This window comes from Streptodolium elevatio (assembly GCF_053592165.1).
Genome location: NZ_JBSFVE010000029.1, coordinates 54,429 through 68,690, shown reverse-complemented (window position 1 = coordinate 68,690; position 14,262 = coordinate 54,429). Strand labels below are relative to the sequence as shown.

Below are 14,262 nucleotides of genomic sequence, written 5' to 3'. Positions count from 1 at the left end.
ATTCGTCTCGACCGCGGCGGTCTCGCGAGTGATCTCCTCGCGCGCAAACTGCTCCCCGTTGCGCAGGCGAAAACTTGTCCGGGAGGCCACCCGAGGGCAACCGACGGGGGGTTGGCCAGGCATGCGAAAGCGCCCCGAACCGTTGGGGGTTCGGGGCGCCACGCGCAATTGCGGTGCGGGTCAGGCGTTCTCGTTGACCCAGCTCATCATCTTGCGGAGCTCCTTGCCGGTCGTCTCGAGCTTGTGCTCGGCGTCGGCCTTGACGTACTGCTTGTACTTCGGCAGCCCGGCCTTGTACTCCGCCATCCAGGCGTTCGCGAACGAGCCGTCCTGGATCTCGGTGAGCACGCGCTTCATCTCCGCCTTGGTGTCGGCGGTGATGATGCGGGGGCCGGTGACGTAGTCGCCCCACTCGGCGGTCTCGGAGATCGACCAGCGCATCTTCTCCAGGCCGCCCTCGTACATGAGGTCGACGATGAGCTTCAGCTCGTGAAGGCACTCGAAGTACGCGATCTCGGGCTGGTAGCCCGCCTCGACCAGCGTCTCGAAGCCGGCCTTGACCAGCGCGGCGGTGCCGCCGCACAGCACGGCCTGCTCGCCGAACAGGTCGGTCTCGGTCTCCTCGGTGAAGGTCGTCTTGATGACGCCGGCGCGCGTGCCGCCGATGCCCTTCGAGTACGACAGCGCCAGCTCGAACGCCTTGCCCGACGCGTCCTGCTCGACCGCGACGATGCAGGGGACGCCGCGGCCCTCTTCGTACTGGCGGCGGACCAGGTGGCCCGGGCCCTTCGGGGCGACCAGCGCGACGTCGACGTTCGCCGGCGGCTTGATGAAGCCGAAGCGGATGTTGAAGCCGTGCCCGAAGAACAGCGCGTCGCCGTCCTTGAGGTGCGGCTCGATCGCCTGGGTGTACACGTCGGCCTGCACCGGGTCCGGCGTGAGGATCATGATGACGTCGGCCTCGGCCGCGGCCTCGGACGGGGTGACGACCCGCAGGCCGGCCTCCTCCGCCTTGGCACGGCTCTTGGAGCCCTCCAGCAGACCGACGCGCACGTCGACACCGGAGTCGCGCAGCGACAGCGCGTGGGCGTGGCCCTGGCTGCCGTAGCCGATCACCGCGACCTTGCGGTTCTGGATGATGGACAGGTCGGCGTCGTCGTCGTAGAACAGCTCGGCCACTTCGGGGTTCTCCTTAAGACACGAAATGCGGGCCTCAACCCGTGTGCACATCCTTGCAAACGATGCGGCGGGTCGGTGCCAGTGGTTTGCAGTGTGAGACTGACGTGCTCACACAGTGATCAGGCGCTGCGCTCGACGGGCCGCAGCGAACGGTCCGTGATCGACCTGGCGCCCCGGCCGATCGCGACGACGCCGGACTGCACCAGCTCCTTGATGCCGAACGGTTCCAGCATGCGCAGCATCGCGTCGAGCTTGTCGGCACCGCCGGTCGCCTCGATCGTGACGGCGTCCGGCGAGACGTCGACCGTCTTCGCGCGGAACAGCTGCACGATCTCGACGATCTGCGAGCGGGTCTCGTGGTCCGCGCGGACCTTGACCAGCAGCAGTTCGCGCTGCACCGACTGCGACGAGTCGAGCTCGACGATCTTGAGCACGTTGACCAGCTTGTTGAGCTGCTTGGTCACCTGCTCGAGCGGCAGGTCCTCGACCGCCACCACGATCGTGATGCGCGAGATGTCGGGGTGCTCGGTGGTCCCGACGGCGAGCGAGTCGATGTTGAACCCGCGCCGCGAGAACAGCGCCGTGATGCGCGCCAGGACGCCCGGCTTGTTCTCGACGAGGACCGAGAGGGTGTGCTTGGACATGGTCTGATGGCCTTCCTGAGTCCTCGTCACTCTTCGCCGTCGCCGAAGTCCGGGCGCTGGTCCCGGGCGGCGAGGATTTCGTCGTTGGACGTGCCGGCCGCGACCATCGGCCAGACCATGGCGTCCTGGTGCACGACGAAGTCCACGACGACCGGGCGGTCGTTGATCTCCATCGCCTGCTTGATGGTGGCGTCCAGGTCCTCCGGATTGTCGCAGCGCAGCCCGACGCAGCCCATCGCGTCGGCGAGCTTCACGAAGTCCGGGATGAACCTGCTGTGCAGGTCGGTGTTGGAGTAGCGCTGGTTGTAGAACAGCGTCTGCCACTGCCGGACCATGCCCAGGCTGCCGTTGTTGATGATGGCGACCTTGACCGGGATGTTGTTCAGCGCGCAGGTGACCAGCTCCTGGTTGGTCATCTGGAAGCAGCCGTCGCCGTCGATGGCCCACACCGTGGCCTCCGGCATCCCGGTCTTGGCGCCCATCGCGGCCGGCACCGCGTAGCCCATGGTGCCCGCGCCGCCCGAGTTGAGCCAGGTGTACGGCTTCTCGTGCTTGACGAAGTGCGCCGCCCACATCTGGTGCTGCCCGACGCCCGCCGCGAAGATCGTGTCCGGCCCGCTGATCGCGCTGAGCCGCTCGATGACCAGTTGCGGCGACAGCGTGCCGTCGTCCGGCAGGTCGTAGCCGAGCGGGTAGCGGTCCCGCCAGTCGTTCAACAGCGTCCACCAGGCCGCGTAGTCCCCGCGGCGGCCGGCCTCGTGCTCGGCCTGGACGGCGACCACCAGGTCGGCGATCACCTCGCGGGCGTCGCCGACGATCGGCACGTCCGCGGTGCGGTTCTTGGAGATCTCGGCCGGGTCGATGTCCGCGTGCACGATGGTCGCGTTGGGCGCGAACGTGTCGAGCCTGCCGGTGACCCGGTCGTCGAACCGGGCGCCGAGCGACACGATCAGGTCGGCGCGCTGGAGCGCGGTGACCGCGGCGACGGTGCCGTGCATGCCGGGCATGCCCAGGTGCTGGTCGTGGCTGTCCGGGAACGCGCCGCGCGCCATCAGGGTGGTGACGACGGGAGCGCCGGTCAGCTCGGCCAGCACCCGCAGTTCGGCGGACGCGTGCGCCTTGAGGACGCCGCCGCCGACGTACAGGACCGGCTGCTTGGCGTTGGACAGCAGGCGCGCGGCCTCGCGGATCTGCTTGGCGTGCGGGCGCGTGACCGGGCGGTAGCCGGGCAGTTCGGGGGTGCCGGACCAGACGAACTCGGTCTGCGCCTGGAGCGCGTCCTTCGAGATGTCGACCAGGACCGGGCCGGGGCGGCCGGTCGAGGCGATGTGGAACGCCGCGGCGATCGTCGGGGCGATCTCGGCCGGGTCGGTCACCAGGAAGTTGTGCTTGGTGATCGGCATCGTGATGCCGCAGATGTCCGCCTCCTGAAAGGCGTCCGTGCCGATCGCGCCGCTGGGCACCTGGCCGGTGATGGCGACCATCGGGACCGAGTCCATGTGCGCGTCGGCGATGGGCGTCACGAGGTTGGTCGCGCCCGGCCCCGAGGTGGCCATGCAGACTCCGACGCGGCCGGTCGCCTGGGCGTAGCCGGTGGCGGCGTGGCCGGCGCCCTGCTCGTGGCGGACGAGGATGTGCCGGACCTTGGTCGAGTCGAGGAGCGGGTCGTACGCGGGAAGGATCGCACCTCCGGGGATGCCGAAGACGGTGTCTACACCGGCGGCTTCCAGGGAGCGGATCAGCGCCTGTGCTCCTGTCACCTGCTCAGTCATGGGATTTCGTCTCTTCTCGATCGCGGTCGGCATCTCGTGTGGTCTGGCCGCGGCTCACGGGGCGCGCCCCGTGGTCACCGCAACAAAAAACCCCTCGAGCCGTGAGGCATGCGAGGGGAGGCGCGTGGGCTGTCGGGTGCTCAGCTCACGCGCGCCATTACTACGAGGATGCGGGTCTGCATGCCCTGACCTTTCCTCCGAGCAAGGGTACGTGTCAAGCAGCGGCCAATCGGGTCTCACCATACGGACAATATGTCCAGGTGGAGCCTGTTCGGCGTCGTACGCGTCACACCGCTCAGACCTGCGGGCGCTGCACCGGCACCACCGGAGGACGCTCCAGCCCCTCGGCGAGTTCCGCCCCCAGCCCGTGGTCGTCGAGCGCGTCGACCAGGTCCTCGGCCGACCCGTCGGCCAGGCCCGACCCGAGGTCCTCGCGTCCCAGAACACGTAGGACACCCTCCTCCTCCAACGGCCCGGAGTACAGGAAGCCCTGGCCGCGCTGGCAGCCCATCTCGCGCAGGATCGCCGCCTGGTCCGGCGTCTCCACGCCCGAGGCCACCAGGGTGAGCCCGAGGTCCAGCCCCAGCCGCACGATCGTCGAGGTCATCGCGGTCAGATGCGGGCACGAGCCGACCTCCGCCACGAACGAGCGGTCGATCTTGAGCGTGTCGATCGGCATGCGCCGCAGGTACGCCAGCGACGACTGCCCGGTGCCGAAGTCGTCCACCGACACCTTGAGGCCGAGCCGCTTGAGCGCCACGATCCGGTCGATCAGCTCGTCGGCGCTCTCACCCCGCACGTTCTCGGTGATCTCCAGCGTCAGGGCCTGCGGCGGCAGCGCCGAACGGCGCAGCACCGTGTCGACGACCTCCACGAACCCCGGTCCGGTCACCTGGCGGGCCGGGAGGCTGAGGCTCGCGCCGACGTCGTGGCCGGCGGCCCGCCAGCGCACGGTCTGGTCGACGACCTCTTCGAGCAGCCAGCGGCCCAGCGGCGGCATGGGGGCGTCGCCGCCGCCCGACAGGCGGATGAACTCGGCCGCGCCGACCAGCGCGCTGCGGTCGTCGCGGCGGCGCAGCATGGCCTCGACGTCCCGCACGCGGCCCGTCGCGAGGTCGACGACCGGCTGGTAGAGGATGGTGAGGCGCTTCTCGTGCAGTGCGCGGCGCTGGCGGGCGGCCCGCTCGACGCGGCGTACGGCGTCGATGTGCATCTGCGGGGCGTACACCTCGACGCGGCCCTTGCCGCCGGACTTCGCGCGGTACATGGCCAGGTCGGCGTTGCGCATCAGGTCGGCCGGGTCGATGTCGGGGGTCGAGAACGCGATGCCGATCGACGCCGCGACGCGGACCTCCTGGTCGTTGATGCGGTACGGCGCCGACAGCGTGCTCAGCAGCCGCTCGGCGATCTCCCGGATGGCGCGCGGCGACGCGTCCCCGACCAGCAGTGCGGCGAACTCGTCGCCGCCGAACCGTGCGACGGTGTCGCCGACGCGCACCGCGTGTTCCAGCCGGCGCGCGGCCTGCACCAGCAGTTCGTCGCCGACCGCGTGGCCGCCCGCGTCGTTGACCGCCTTGAAGCCGTCGAGGTCGAGGAACAGCACGGCGATCGTCGGCGTCACGCCGCGGCGTTGCGCGAGGGCGTGTTGGATGCGGTCCTCGAACAGCGCGCGGTTGGGCAGGTCGGTCAACCGGTCGTGGAACGCGTCGTGTTCGAGTTGCGTCTGGAGTTTGACCCGGTCGGTGACGTCGCGGCTGTTGAGGATGATGCCGTCGCCGTAGCGGTTGACCGCGGACTCGGTGTGCAGCCAGGTACCGGCCGCGGAGCGGATGCGGCACTCGATGCGCGTCATGGTCGGCCGGCCCGCCTCCTCCAGGAAGCGCCGCAGGTCGCACTGCACGCGCGTGCCGTCCTCGGGGTGGATGAGCAGTTCGAGGCGGGTGCCGACCAGTTCCTCGGGTTCGAAGCCGTAGACCCGGCGGACGGCGTGGCTGACGTACTGCAGCACGCCGTCCTTGGCCGCGATCATGATGACGTCGCTCGACCCCTGGACCAGGGAGCGGAAGTGGCTTTCCTGGACCGCGAGTTCCTGGGCCATGAAGACGTTGTCGACCAGCGTGATGCCCTGGCGCAGCACCAGGACGACCAGCACCGAGCCGCCCGCCACCAGCACCACCGGGTCGGGCTGTCGGCCCGCGACCGCGTCGCCCAGCACCCCCGCGGTGCACACGGCCGCCGCGATGTAGGGCGTGAGGGCGGACAGCATGGAGAAGGTGCGATGCCCGCCCGAGGGTGTGGCGGCGGGCGGCGTCGCGTCGCCCATCCACGGGGCCACCGCGAGCAGGACGCTGCCCGCGAACCAGCCCGCGTCCAGCAGTTCACCCGAGCGGTAGCCGCCGTGCAGCCCGGGGGTGGTCCACAGGGCGTCGCTCATCACCGTGACGGCCAGCGCGACCAGGGCGACGTTGAGGGCCGCGCGGTCCGCGCTGCCGGCCCGGACCCGCAGGCCCAGGACCATGCTGACGAGCAGGATGTCCATGACCGGGTACGCGAGGGTCAGCGCGATCTTCAGGGCGTCGGTGCGGTCCCCGTCGGCGGTCCGCGCGAGGGCCATGCTCCAGCCGAGGGTGAACAGCGAGCCGGCGATGAGCCAGCCGTCCAGCACCATGCAGGCCCACGCGGCAAGTCCCTTGGGACGCTGGGCCACCAGTAAGAGGCCGGTGATCGCGGGCGGCGCGAAGAACAGGAAGAACCAGTCGGCCGGGCCGGGGGTCGGCACGTCGGTGCCGAGCACGACTTCGTACCAGCCCCAGATGCCGTTGCCGACCGCCACCATGCACGCGGAGATGCCGAGGAGCGCCCAGGACAGCCCTGCCCTGCCGCGCAGTTGGGCGGCCCGGACGAGGCAGGAGACGGCGGCGCCGCCCGCGGCGGCGGCCAGCCCGAAGTCGCCCATGGTGAGCGACACCGTGGGGCTGCCCCAGCCCAGGAGCGCGCCGATGGCGTAGGCGACGCACAGCGGGACGGCGACGGACAGGGCACGCCGCCTGGCACGGGTTCCGGACAAGATCAGCGGTCACGCCCGCTCGGAGCGCCCGTCGCGGGTCGCTCTCCGATGAATGCGGCGGGCATCGACGCGGTAGTCCCCCGGCATTGACGACTCCCCTCCTCGCCGAGTCCGGAAGCGGGCGGCCTCGGACAGGTCCTGCAGACGTCGCGGACCTGTCGAACCCGTTCAGCCCCCTCGGCGTTCCACGATTCGGACGATACACCACTTCCGTCACTGTGTGCTCGCTCCCAAGAACACAGAGTAACGAACTTTCACCGCGCGCACGCCCTGTTCCAGGGAAGTTGTGACGAAGTGTGCGGGAAATGCCCACGGTTGGCCGCGCAGGGGTGGCGCACAAACGGAACCGTTCCTGGTGACAAGGGTGGCGCGGAAGAAACCGGACGCGAGACCGGTCCGCGTTTTTTGGCCCGGCTCAGTCCCGGCGCAGGATCACGACGCCCTTGCCGGACTCGACGCGCTCGAAGCCCTGCTGCTCCAGGTACGTGATCCAGCTGCGCGCCCACTGCTCCTTGCCGTCCCAGGCGTCGACCGCCGCCCAGCCGGGCCCGGGCAGCACGGTCGGGAAGTTCGTGACGCGCGCCCGCGAGGTCAGCCGCGTGGCGAGGCGTTCGGTGCTGCTCACCTGCACGCCGTCGGGGATCCGCGCGACCAGTTCCTCGGCGCGTTCCACCCGCTCGTCGACCAGCCACGCCTTCTTGTGCAGCAGTTCCATCAACGGGAAGTCGCGGGACAGCGACACCGACACGGCCAGCGGCACGATCACCGCCTTGGCCGCGTACCTGCGCAACCAGTCGTGGCGCGAGCGGCGGAGCTTGACCACGGCGTCCACGAAGGCCGCGAACACGATCGGCATCAGCACGGCGCTGTAGTGGAAGAAGACGCCCCAGTAGAACTCGTTGCTCGACGTGAACCGCCACAGCAGCGTCGGCAGCACCATGAGCAGGATCGGCGAGCGCAGCGCCAGGAAGCCGGTCGGCAGCAGCAGCGTGAACAGCGTCATCCACTTCACGCTGGGGAAGAGCATGTCGTACGGCAGGTCGAAGACCAGCCGGCTGACCGGCACGTCCTCGGCGGACGATCCCGGAGCCGCGTTGCCCGCGCGCGCCTCGCCGCCGTCCAGGTTGCCCCAGAACGGGTATTCGCCGGTCGGGTTGAGCGACGGCAGGATCACGAAGACCACGACCACGAAGGCGACGACGCCGGTCACCGCCGAGACCGCGGCCCAGCGCCACTGCCGCAGCACCGCGAGGTATATGCCCGCCGCCACCAGCGTGAGCGACAGGTCCTCCTTGACCAGGACCAGCGGCAGCAGCCACAGGACGCCCGCACGGTACTCCGCGCGCAGGAAGCGCTCCAGCGCGAACGCCAGCATCGGCACCGCGAAGCAGACCTCGTGGAACTCGAACGCGACCGCGCTCTGCAACCCCCACCCGAGGCCGTACGCGACCCCGAACGCGGCCCCGCCCGGGTTCCCGAACGCCCGCATGCCGATCCGCGTCATCGGGACTATCGACAGCGCGATCAGCAGAGCCTGCGCGACGAGCAGCGTTCCCGGCCCGGGGAACACCCGGTAGAACGGCCCGAGCAGGGCGAGTATCGGGTGGAAGTGTTCGCCGAGCACGTTGAAGCCCGGCTCGCGGATGTCGGAGACCGGGGCGCGGAAGTGCGCGTAGTTGCGTACGACCTGCTCGAACAGGCCCAGGTCGTACGCGTGGGTCTCCATGCGCCGGTGCTTGAGCAGCGAATATGCGGCGTACGCGACGAAGAACGCGAGTGCGACGAGGTACGGCACCGCGCCCGGCCCCAGCCGGAAGCGGTCCAGGCGCGCGCGGCGCGTCGGGGCCTTGGCCTCCCTTAGTCGCGCGTCGCGCGTCTCGGGGGCAACGGCCCCCGGCACGTCGAGGGCCTGCGGGGTTTCGGACACGGCGGATCCGCCTGCGACCGCGCCGCTGTCGACCCGGCTCGCCGGAACGTTCATGATTCTCCGCCTCGTACGCCGACCGCCATGAGACGGCCGCGGCCCCCGCTTCCGGAGGGCAACGGCCCCAGACCCTACCAATCAGATACGGGTCATAGTGATCACATGGTTGTCAGCCGAACGTGATTTCGGCGCAGCGTCACCCGTCCGTGGCAGGACCGCCCTCCGCCGAGCGGGCGGGCAGGCGCCGGATCAGGTGCCAAGCCCGTGCCCCGCCTACCCCGCCTACCCCGCGACGACGTTGGCCGGCTCGCGGCCCTCCGCCCACGCGGTGACCTGGGTGCGGATCAGCCGCTGCGCGCGCGGCAGGAACGCGGACGAGCTGCCGCCGACATGGGGGCTGACGAGCACCCCCGGCGCGAAGCGCAGCGGGTGGTCGGCGGGCAGCGGCTCGGGGTCGGTGACGTCGAGCGCGGCGGTGATCCGCCCGGCGGTCACCTCGGTGAGCAGCGCCTTGGTGTCGACGACCGGGCCGCGTGCGACGTTCACCAGCAGCGCCCCGTCCCGCATGCGCGCGAGGAAGGCCGCGTCGACGAGGCCGCGGGTCGCCTCGGTGAGCGGGGTGGTCACGATGACGACGTCGACGGTCGGCAGCAGGGCGGGCAGTTCGGAGATCGCGCGCACGGCCGCGCCGTCGGCGGTGCTGCGGGCACGGCGCGCGACCCGTACGACGTCGACCTCGAACCCGGCGAGGCGGCGGTCCACCGCCTCGCCGATCGCGCCGTAGCCGAGGATCAGCACGGTCTTGTCGGCGAGCGCGGGGTAGAAGCCGGCCCGCCACTCCCCCGCGTCCTGGCCTCGTACGAACGACGGAATGCCGCGCAGCGACGCCAGCGTGAGCGCCACCGCGAGTTCGGCGGTGCTGGCCTCGTGGATGCCACGGCCGTTCGCCAGCCGCGCGCCGGGCGGCAGGTAGGGCAGGACGTGCTCGTACCCGGCGGTCAGCGTCTGCACGAACCGTACGTCCGGCATCTCGGCGAGCACCCGCAGCGGCGTCTGGTCGAACGTGTACGGCAGCACGTAGAACACCACCCCGTCGTGCTCGCTCGGGGGCGGCGCCACTCCGTCGTAGACCTCGATGTCCAGCCCGGCCGGCAGCCCGCCGACCTCGGCCGGGTCGTAGGGCATCCGGATGCGCCCGGGCACGGCGGAGGCGGCGGGGGCGGCGTGCGAACCGTCAGGGGTTGTCGAAGCGGCCATGCGGGGAACTCTACGGTCGCGGCGCGCGTCGTCGAGTCGGGTGGTCCGGCCGGGAGAACGCACGATCGCACGTGAGGCGGTAAGACGGTGGTCCCAGGCAAGCGCACGCGAAGAGGGTCCGCGGCGAGGCTGGCCGCGGCGGCCGCGGCCGTGGTGCTCGCGGCGTCGGCGTGCTCCGACGACGGTGGCGACGACGATCCGGGCAAGGCCGCGGCACAGACCCCGGTTTCGGCCGGGGCGGTGCCGCCCGGGGCGCCCGGAGCTTCCGAGGTGCCCGGGGCACCCGGGCCGACCGCGTCGGGCGTACCGAAGGCCGCGGTGACCGGGGACGTGGTCACCGGGCTCGACTCGCCGTGGGGGGTTGCCCCGCTGCCCGACGGCGACGTGCTCGTGGCGTCGCGCGACGACGGGACCGTGTCCCGGTTCCGCCCCGGCACGCCGGGCCTGACCGAGGTCGGCAAGGTCCCCGGATCACAGCACAGCGGCGAAGGCGGCCTGCTCGGCCTCGCGCTGTCCCCCGATTTCGCCCGCGACGGCTGGGTGTACGTCTACACGACGACCGGTGACGACAACCGCATCCTGCGGATGAAGTACGCCCGCGAGACGGGCCTGACCTCGCCCGAGGTCCTGTTCACCGGGATCCCGTCGGGCGGCCGGCACAACGGCGGCCGGATCGCGTTCGGCCCGGACGGCATGTTGTACGCGGGCACGGGCGAGGCCGGCGACGAGCCGCTGTCGCAGGACCGCGACTCGCTCGGCGGCAAGATCCTGCGGCTGACCCCCGAGGGCAAGCCCGCGCCGGGCAACCCCTTCCCCGGTTCGCCGGTGTACAGCCTCGGGCACCGCAACGTGCAGGGCCTCGCGTGGGACTCGGCCGGCCGGCTGTGGGCCGCGGAGTTCGGCCAGAACGAGTGGGACGAGGTCAACCTGATCACGCCCGGCTCGAACTACGGCTGGCCGGTGGTCGAGGGCATCGCCAAGGACCCGAAGTACGTGGACCCGCTGGTGCAGTGGTCGACGGGCGAAGCGTCGCCCAGCGGCATCGCGATCGTCGACGACGTCGTGTACGTCGCGGCCCTGCGCGGTGAGCGCTTGTGGCAGGTGCCGATCCAGGGCGACCGGCTCGGCGAGCCCACGGCCCTGTTCGAGGGCAAGTACGGGCGGCTCCGCACGGTTCTCCCGGCGCCCGGCGGCGGGCTGTGGGTGGCGACGAACAACACCGACGGCCGGGGCGACGCGCGCGCCGGCGACGACCGCATCCTTCAGGTCTCACTGACTTGAGCTGGGCTGTGCTGACCTGAGCTGTTCTGGGCCGGGCTGAACCGGGCTGGGCCCGGGCTGGACCCGGCCGGGGTGCCGGACTGCTGCCCCGGCGCGGCGAACCCTCAGGCGGAGTCCACCAGTTGCAGGCGGTGCGCCAGGGCCGCCGCCTCGCCGCGGCTGGAGACCTCCAGCTTGCCCAGGATGTTGGACACGTGCACGCTCGCGGTCTTGACGCTGATGAACAGCTCCTCGGCGATCTGCCGGTTGCTGCGGCCGTCCACGACGAGCCGCAGCACGTCGCGTTCGCGCGGGGTGAGCATCGCGCCTTCCGGAAGCTCGGCGGGCGGCGCCTCGGGACGTACCCCCGACACCGCCGACCCGTCGAGCGGCAGCCGGGCCCGGCGGGCGAGCAGTTCGGTCTCCTCGGTCAACGGACGCGCGCCCAGCGCGACGGCACTCGCGTGCGCCTGGGCCAGCACGAGCGTGGCCCGCACCCGGTCCCCGGCGGCGATGAGCGCCGCGGCGAGCCGGCAGCGGACCCGGGCGAGGACGTACGGCTGCGACGTCTGCTCCCAGGCCGCGACCGCCTCCTCCCACAGCTCGACGGTCGCCTGGCCCTCCGCCCGGGCCAGTTCGGCGCGCAGGTTGACCGCGTGTGCCTCGTCCAGCGGGCAGTCCCGGGCCAGCGACATCGCGACCGCGCGGATGCGCTTGAGCACTTCCTGCCGGGCCTTCAACTCGGCGCCGCCGCGCGGATATCCGGCGAGTTCGGTCGCGTCGCCCTCGGCACGTGCCGACTCGACCAGCAGCGGCCACGTGTAGCGCTGGTGTCCGGCCGGGAAGTCGTTGTTCAGGTCCGGGGCGATCAGCTCGCGTACGTCGGCGAGGCGGCCGAGGCGGCGGGCGACCGCGACCTCCAGCGTGCGCAGCGGGATGCGGAACTGCGGCTCGACGTACGTCGCGTCGGCGATCTGGCGGGCCTCGTCCAGCAGGCGCGTGGCCGTCGCGATGTCGCCGCGGGCGAGCGCGATCTCGACCAGCAGGCGGTTGGCGTGGCCCGCGGTCTCGGGCTTGGTCTCGTGCTCGAACACCTCGTCGAGCAGGCGTTCGGCCTCGTCCCACTCACCGAGCGAGACCAGGCTCTCGCCGAGGTTGCCGATGGTGAACGCGCCGATGCCGCGCACCAGTCCGCGTTCTCGGGCGATCGCCAGCGCCTCCGCGCCGGCCTCGGCGGCCTCGCGGTGCCTGCCCAGCCCTTCGAGCACCGACGACAGGTTGCTGAGCACGAGGCACATGATGTCCGGTTCGGACGCGCGCTTGGCGAGCGAGCGGGCCTCCTCGAACTCGGCCAGCCCCTCGTGCGGGCGGCCCAGGTTGACCAGCAGGCAGCCGAGCGTCTTGAGGATGGTCGCCTCGTCGGCGGGGCTGCCGATGCTCCGGGCGATGGCCAGGGCCTCGCGCGCGGTCGCCACGGACTCCTCGGTGGGGCCGTCCAGCATCTGGTCGCGGGCGATCTGGCCGAGGACGCGGGCGTGTTCGATGGACGGCGGCAGGCCGACGAGGAGGTGCTCGGCCTTCTGCAGCTCGGCCAGGCCGCTGGAGCGGTTGCTGCCGCGCAGGAGTCCGGCGCGGATGGTCCACAGCGCGGCCGCGCGGCGCGGATCCGCCTCGGCGTCCACGAGGTCGAGCGCCTGGCGGCTGAACGCGAGGGCCTTGTCGAACGCGTTGTCGAAGCGGGCCGGGGAGATCGCCGTGAACAGCAGGTCCAGCAGCGTGATGCCGGTCAGGTCCTCGGGGTCGGAGACCTGTTCCCACAGTTCCAGGGCGCGTTCGAGGAGGCGGAACTGCTCGCCGAACGCGTACCGCGACCGCGCGGTGTCGGCGGCGGCCAGGACGGCCGGGAGGGCCTCGGTGGCGCGGCCCGCGTGGTACCAGTACATGGCCAGGCGGCTGGAGTGCTCGTCGCAGGGCACCAGTTCGGGGACGCGCTCCAGGGCCTCCGCATAGCGCACGTACATCCGCATGCGCTCGCCGGGCAGCAGGTCGTCGCGGACCGCCTCGCGGACGAGGGCGTGCCGGAACTGGTACCCGTCGCCGTCCTTGGTGGGGACGAGGACGTGCATCGACACCGCGCCGCGCAGTGCCTCGTCCAGTTCCGCGCCGCCGAGCCCGGCCACCTCGCTCAGCAGGGCGTGGCCGACGTTGCTGCCGCCGACCGCCGCCGTGCGGACCACCCGCTGGGTGCTGTCGGGCAGTTCCTCGACGCGGATCAGGAGCAGGTCGCGCAGGGTGTCGGAGAGGCCGGTCAGGCGCCCGCCGCGTACCCCGCGCGCCAGTTCCTCGACGAAGAAGGCGTTGCCCTCGGACTTCTGGTAGATCTGCCGGATCAGTCGGCGGGAGGGCTCCTCGCCGAGGATTCCGCGCAGTTGCTCGCCGACCTGGGCGCGGGTCAGGCGGCCGAGATCGAGGCGGCGTACCGACCGGATGCGGTCGAGTTCGGCGAGGAACGGGCGCAGCGGATGGCGGCGGTCGATCGCGTCGGCGCGGTACGTGCCGACGACCAGAATCCGGCCCCGGCGCATCGAGCGGACCAGGAAGGACAGCAGCTCGCGCGTCGAGGCGTCGGCCCAGTGCATGTCCTCGAAGGCGACGACCAGCGTGCGGTCCTCGCCCAGCCGTTCGAGCACGCGCAGCATCAGCTCGAAGAGCCGGGCGCGGTCGTAGTCGCCGGACGTGATGCCGGACGGTATCGGCGCGAGGTGCGGCATGATCCACGACAGGTCCTGCTCGCGGCCCGCGACGGCATCGGCGAGCTGCGGCCCGAGCGCGTCGGTGAGGGCGCGCATCGCCGCGGAGACCGGTGCGAAGGGCAGGCCCTCGGCCCCCAGCTCGAGACAGCCGCCGATCGCGGTGACGGCGCCCTTCGCCTCGGCCTGGTCGACGAACTCCTGGAGCAGGCGCGTCTTGCCCACGCCGGCCTCGCCGCCGATCAGGACGACGCCGGGCGTGCCCGCGTCGGCGTCGCGCAGGGCGTCCGCGAGCTGGGACAGCTCGGGGAGGCGACCGACGAAGACAGGGCTCACCGCAACTGTGGACACGTGGTCGAGCATGCCATGGGGAACGGACACAGAGCGCCCCCTTTTCTCCCGAGGCGAA

The 14,262-nt window shown here is 71.6% G+C and carries 8 protein-coding genes; 1 reads left to right on the top strand and 7 read right to left on the bottom strand.

Annotated features, from left to right (window positions below; all coding sequences use genetic code 11):
- Positions 1-180 precede the first annotated feature (180 nt).
- From ilvC to ACWD12_RS35875, 6 genes are all read right to left on the bottom strand, one after another.
- Positions 181-1,179 (bottom strand): ketol-acid reductoisomerase, encoded by a 999-nt coding sequence (gene ilvC, locus ACWD12_RS35900; protein ID WP_358349794.1) that lies wholly within the window; start codon positions 1,177-1,179, stop codon positions 181-183.
- A 119-nt stretch (positions 1,180-1,298) separates the two neighbouring features.
- Entirely contained in the window at positions 1,299-1,823 is a 525-nt protein-coding gene (ilvN, locus tag ACWD12_RS35895; RefSeq protein WP_358349797.1) for an acetolactate synthase small subunit, read from the bottom strand.
- 26 nt (positions 1,824-1,849) lie between these two features.
- Positions 1,850-3,595, bottom strand: coding sequence for an acetolactate synthase large subunit (locus tag ACWD12_RS35890; protein WP_435838988.1), 1,746 nt, complete (start codon positions 3,593-3,595; stop codon positions 1,850-1,852).
- 295 nt (positions 3,596-3,890) lie between these two features.
- Complete coding sequence (locus ACWD12_RS35885) at positions 3,891-6,662, bottom strand: putative bifunctional diguanylate cyclase/phosphodiesterase (protein ID WP_450103105.1); 2,772 nt, start codon at positions 6,660-6,662, stop codon at positions 3,891-3,893.
- 415 nt (positions 6,663-7,077) lie between these two features.
- Positions 7,078-8,643: a DUF2079 domain-containing protein gene (locus ACWD12_RS35880; RefSeq protein WP_450103104.1), complete on the bottom strand. Its 1,566-nt coding sequence runs from the start codon at positions 8,641-8,643 to the stop codon at positions 7,078-7,080.
- 225 nt (positions 8,644-8,868) lie between these two features.
- Entirely contained in the window at positions 8,869-9,843 is a 975-nt protein-coding gene (locus ACWD12_RS35875) for a 2-hydroxyacid dehydrogenase (protein WP_450103103.1), read from the bottom strand.
- A gap of 87 nt (positions 9,844-9,930) precedes the next feature.
- Between ACWD12_RS35875 and ACWD12_RS35870 the strand changes: the two genes are divergently transcribed.
- The gene (locus tag ACWD12_RS35870) at positions 9,931-11,124 is read left to right on the top strand and encodes a PQQ-dependent sugar dehydrogenase (protein WP_450103102.1); all 1,194 of its coding nucleotides are present in this window, start codon (positions 9,931-9,933) and stop codon (positions 11,122-11,124) included.
- Positions 11,125-11,228: 104 nt separating this feature from the next.
- Here the strand turns inward: ACWD12_RS35870 and ACWD12_RS35865 are convergent, their stop codons facing one another.
- Complete coding sequence (locus ACWD12_RS35865; RefSeq protein ID WP_450103101.1) at positions 11,229-14,234, bottom strand: helix-turn-helix transcriptional regulator; 3,006 nt, start codon at positions 14,232-14,234, stop codon at positions 11,229-11,231.
- Positions 14,235-14,262 lie beyond the last annotated feature (28 nt).

What these genes read in the sequence shown, in the direction of transcription:
- ACWD12_RS35875 (WP_450103103.1), bottom strand. Translation starts at nt 9,843, where the DNA reads ATGGCCGCTTCGACAACCCCTGACGGTTCGCACGCCGCCCCCGCCGCC.
- ACWD12_RS35890 (WP_435838988.1), bottom strand. Translation starts at nt 3,595, where the DNA reads ATGACTGAGCAGGTGACAGGAGCACAGGCGCTGATCCGCTCCCTGGAA.
- ilvN (WP_358349797.1), bottom strand. Translation starts at nt 1,823, where the DNA reads ATGTCCAAGCACACCCTCTCGGTCCTCGTCGAGAACAAGCCGGGCGTC.
- ACWD12_RS35880 (WP_450103104.1), bottom strand. Translation starts at nt 8,643, where the DNA reads ATGAACGTTCCGGCGAGCCGGGTCGACAGCGGCGCGGTCGCAGGCGGA.